Raw genomic sequence first — 5,085 nt, forward strand, 5'->3', positions numbered from 1 at the left:
AGGTATCAGAGTTGGTTGAAACAGGATCGCTTCTTCAAAAAGTTGAAAAGGTTGTTCCGTTGGATTAGAATATTATAAAGAGTGCTTATTATGAATAAATCAAAATATATACTGCTAATTTTTATCGCCTCTTCTCTTTTTCGTGTAGAGCCTGTTAGTTTGGTGTAGGCAATTTTTCTCTTTTTAATCTCAGCTTCTATTATGCTCAACATCGAGGTAAATTGTGAAAAGACCAATACTTTTCGCCCTTCCAAATTGAGGTCATCTATCAGCTCCAAAAACATCTCTAGTTTAGCTGACTCTTTGATACTTTTCGCACTCTCTAGTTTCAAGAGTTGTGGGTGACAGCAGACCTGTCTGAGTTTTAGCAGAGCATCCAGTATCGTGATATGACTTCGAGACAACCCCTTACCTTTTATCGCCTCTCTTACTTTTTTCTCCATCGTCACACGAATATTCTCATAGAGTTTAGCCTGTTTTTTGCTAAATTTGGCTCGTTTGATGATTTCTGTTTTGGGTGGTAGCTCTTTGACCACCTCCTCTTTGGTTCTTCTCAGGATAAACGGTGCTATTTTTTTATTGAGAAGTTCTCTTCTTTTGAGGTCATACTCCTGTTCTATTGGGTTTTGATAGAAAGATTTAAAGGTTTTTAAGTTGTCCAAAAATCCACCCATCAAAAAGTCAAGAATAGACCACAACTCACCCAAATGGTTCTCGATAGGTGTTCCACTAAGTGCTAGTTTATATTGTGAGTTAAAAGATTTTATTGCCACTGCCATCTTGGTTTTTGGGTTTTTTATCTTTTGGGCTTCATCAAGAATAATATAGAGAAATTTTTTCTTTTGGTACTTCTCCTCATCTCGTTGTGCCAGTTGATAGGTGGTCAAGATAATATCAAACTGCTCCATCTGTTCAAATTGTTTAGCCCTGTCAACACCATAAAGCTCTAAAAAGGTCAAATCAGGGGTAAACTTCTTAATCTCATTTTTCCAATTCCCTATCAGAGAAGTTGGCATCACAATTAGACTGGGCTTATTAAGCTCTCCTCTATGTTTCAGCAGTTGCAAAAATGCCAGTGTCTGCACCGTCTTTCCAAGCCCCATATCATCTGCCAGAATCCCACTAAAATTAAACTCATGCAGGAAGTTTAACCAATCAAGCCCAAACTGCTGGTACTCTCGTAACTCGGCTTGTAGATTGGGTGAGGGGGGAACCTGTTCTATCCCCTTAAAATCTTTGAGTTTTTGTGAGAGTGCCTTTAGCTCTTTTGCCCCTTTCCAAACAATATCAGCATCTTCATCAATGTCCAAAAGGTGAGCATCAAATGGTTTGATAATAAGATTGTCTCCCTCTTTCTTATCAAAGAGTTCAAAGATAGTTTGTAAAATGGGTCTAATATCTTTGGCGTTGATATGCAAAAAATTACCCTCTTCAAGCTCCAAGTTAAGTTTTTCAGGTAGCTCGTCCACACTATCAAACTCCTGCAACAGTGAAGCAACAATCGGCAAAAGAGCCACTGTACGACCTCCAATATCGACTGAAAATGAGAGTTCAAACCAAGGATTGGTATCGCCAGATTCACTGCTCTCTACGGTGATAGTCTCCATATACTCAAATTTATAATTAAAGTTATTAGCAATCTCTATCTCCCACCCTCTCTCTCTTAGCTGTGGGGCTTGCTCCTCAGTAAAGTGTCGCCATCGTTCAATGGCTACTTGCATAGAGGGGTTAGCAAAGCTTAAATAGGCAGATACCTGTGGTTCAAACGCAAACCCTGCCTCTTCTATTACACCTCTGTACTCCTGCTCTTTTTCTATATCTCTTATAATTTTTACAGTTTGATTCTCTCTGTTTTGAATTGCTGTTGAACCTTGGGTATATGAGGCTATCTTGTGGGTATCATATAAAAAACCAAGCTCCATAAGGTGCATAGTTTTATTTAAATTTTTTTGTCCATAGATATAGAGATGAGGCTTTGGTGTGGTCTTCAACTCCTCTAACTCAAACTTAGAAGGGAGAGGAAAGTTCACATTTGGTAACTCTTCTAAAACTCTTTGAGTGAGATTTACAAGACTTTTGTTAGGAAGTTCAGGAGCATTAACCATAAAATCCAAAGTTTCACGATTGTACTCACTCTCTATCTCATAAATCAAATTTTCAACACTATTAATACACAAAGCAGGAGAAGTTTTAGAGATGAGATACTCATCAGGAGTCAAATTTGAGACCAACTTACTCTTTGTATTTCCCTCCCTCCATGAAAAGGTTAATATTTTTTTAGTCTCAATAAACACTAATGCTTTTGAGCTAGATTGAAAATAACACTTATTGGTTGCTACTAATCTTTTGAGAAGAGATGCTCCATACTCACCTTCAAACTCTATGGTTCGAGAATAGCGATAATGACCCATTATACTTGAAAGAGAGCCTATAATATCTCTGTCTGCATCATCAAGATACTCTTTTCTCTTATAGTCATTAAAGAAGTTATCTCTCTTAAGAATATTTCCTTTTGATAGATTACCACTTTTAAGAGTCATGGCTCTATAAAACTCAATATCGCTCTTGTCATAATTAAATCTATGCTCAAAAAGTCTATAGATTAAAAAATACTCCTGTTGCTCTTTTTGGCTACTTACCGTATCCTTATTTATCGCTATAAACTTATGTAACCATTTTTGAGCTTGGACATCAACTATATCCTTATGTTCCCGAACTTTTGGACTAGGGCGATGCTCACTCATAATCTGAAAAAGCACTGCCACTACATGTTTACAGTTGTACCCCATAGGACAAGTACACTCTCCCTCTACCTCACTGTTATCTGCATTGGGCATCACTATCTTCTGCTCATAGTTATAACTGCCACTCACTTTTGAAAAAATAGTAGTAATGGGTGAAGAGAGTTTATAACTAGTGGTCTTATAGCTTTTAACCTCCATCACTCGACCATCAAGATAATATTCATTGCCTCGCAATATGGTTCTTTGGTCAAAATTGTCTCGGATGTCATTGAGGGTGATATGTAAATCAGTCATAACCATTACCTAAATTTTAAATTTTGAAGTAATGATAGTGAAAAAATGGTTTAAGGTGAGTTAAAAATTTGAGTTTAACAGAAAAGAATATAGAATATCACTATTAATAAAATCTCAAAGGAAACCAAAATGTTCGAAATCACAGAATACATCGGCATCATCGCCTTTGCCATCAGTGGATTTTTCGTCGGTGCAAGAAACAGACTAGACTTTTTAGGTGTACTTATCTCCGTATTCTTAACAGCACTAGGTGGAGGAATCATACGCGATATACTGGTAGACAAAACACCCTATACCTTTATCCACACGGCTCCTGCTGTCACTATTTTAGTGGTAATGATTCTACTAATACTTTTTAAATTTCACAAAAAAGAGAGCATTGAGAACAAGCCGTGGTTTATCATAAGTGACTCCATTGGACTCATCTCATTTAGCATCACAGGGGCATTAATCGCGATAGAGAATCATCTGAACATTACAGGTGTTTTGGTCTTATCTTTTATCACGGCAGTAGGTGGTGGGATTATTCGTGATGTGATTATCAACGAGGTTCCCTTTATCTTCAAAACAGGATTTTATGGAACCGTCTCTCTTTTGGTGGGGTTTATCCTCTACATACTCAGCCTCTATGAGCAAATATCTTTTCCTACTCTACTTCTTGTTTTTCTATTGGGTGTGAGCATTCGACTACTTGCTTATTATAGACACTGGTCTATACCATTGAAGTAGAGAAAAGAGCATCTTAATGATGCCTCTCTGCATCTACCTCTTTATCAAACGACCTCTTATTAAACATAATAATCCCCACCAACACAGAAGCATAAACAAAAGTAGAAATTAATATCACCCCAATTACAATCGCATCAAACATCTCTTTGTGTTCAAACCCTGCTGGTAGCATCTGCAACATAACAATAGAAAGTCCCCCTTTGATTCCCGCAAAGAGTAGAACCGACCACCAACGCACTCCGATATTTGTCATTTTGGTTGTAAGATTGGAGACAATCCCAAAAGTTCCCATCATAAATGCACGAATTAGTGTCGTTATTAGAAACATTAAGAGTATCTCTGTTTGATATTTCAAAAGCATATCAAGATGAACGATACTTGCCATCGACATAAACAGAAAAGTATTGGCAAGAAGTGCCAACACTGCCACATAGTTCAAGTTCTGTTTGTGTCGTTCAATATGACTTACATCCGAGCTTAGTTTTCTAGTGAGTCCACTCATAAAGTTTGTTGAGAAGATTTTTTTGCTTTGGTTAGTTTTATCAACAATTCTTCGAGCTTTTCTCACTCTATCTGATACCTTGTCAAAAGACTTTTGGGTAATGGTATTGAGTGTGATAATAGCAACGATTACAGCTAAAAGTCCTGCTAGATGGAAATGTTCAGCCACCTCAAACGCTCCATAGGCTGTTAGCAATATAAGCACCAACTCACTCATTGGGTCTTGTGTTAGTCGCATCAAAAAGACTCCAAGATAACCAACTAGTAGTCCAATAATCACGGAGAAGAAGAGAACTTTTAGACTCACTACAGCTATATCAACAGCTCCTATATCAGCTCCATTCATCATTGGAATAGCGATAAATACAAAGATGATAAGTGCTGTGGCATCATTAAATAGAGACTCACCCTCTGCTAAGATTTTGAGCTTATGAGGAACTTTGAAGCTAGAGAAAACAGAGACCACGGAGACAGGGTCGGTCGCCAAGACCATAGCAAACAGAGCGATAATTGCTCCTGTAGAGAGATGATACTCTGCGAAAAAGGTGTTTGCAGTAAATATACCAAATGCGATAGAGATAGCCACAGATAGAACAGCCAAATAGAGCAGACTCAATGCATTTTTCTTTAAATCTTCAAGTTTTAGTTGCAAGGCATCCGAGGCGATAAGGATAGGAATAAGGAATAGAACCAAATTGGCAAATGTCGCTTCTGAAAATAGCACCATATTTGGAAACATATAGTAAAAAAGGTAACTCAAACTTATCAGAGTGATGGGTGAAGGAATTTTGAGGTACTTTTGGGATTCAATGGATAT

3 protein-coding genes are annotated in these 5,085 nt (G+C 37.5%); 1 reads left to right on the forward strand and 2 read right to left on the reverse strand.

Features of this window, described 5'->3' with window-relative positions; genetic code table 11:
• Window positions 1-5: 5 nt before the first annotated feature.
• Complete coding sequence (locus tag GSY74_RS05135; RefSeq protein WP_164664033.1) at window positions 6-3,038, reverse strand: DEAD/DEAH box helicase; 3,033 nt, start codon at window positions 3,036-3,038, stop codon at window positions 6-8.
• Between the two features lie 129 nt (window positions 3,039-3,167).
• Between GSY74_RS05135 and GSY74_RS05140 the strand changes: the two genes are divergently transcribed.
• Window positions 3,168-3,767 carry a trimeric intracellular cation channel family protein gene (locus GSY74_RS05140; protein WP_164664034.1) on the forward strand — a complete coding sequence of 200 codons (600 nt, stop codon included), beginning with the start codon at window positions 3,168-3,170 and terminating at the stop codon, window positions 3,765-3,767.
• A gap of 13 nt (window positions 3,768-3,780) precedes the next feature.
• Here the strand turns inward: GSY74_RS05140 and GSY74_RS05145 are convergent.
• Window positions 3,781-5,085, reverse strand: a 1,305-nt coding sequence (locus GSY74_RS05145) for a sodium:proton antiporter (RefSeq protein ID WP_164664035.1), incomplete at its 5' end; no start/stop codon positions are given.

The organism is Sulfurovum sp. bin170 (genome assembly GCF_010892395.1).
GTDB lineage: Bacteria > Campylobacterota > Campylobacteria > Campylobacterales > Sulfurovaceae > UBA1140.

What these genes read in the sequence shown, in the direction of transcription:
- GSY74_RS05135 (WP_164664033.1), bottom strand. Translation starts at nt 3,038, where the DNA reads ATGACTGATTTACATATCACCCTCAATGACATCCGAGACAATTTTGAC.
- GSY74_RS05140 (WP_164664034.1), top strand. Translation starts at nt 3,168, where the DNA reads ATGTTCGAAATCACAGAATACATCGGCATCATCGCCTTTGCCATCAGT.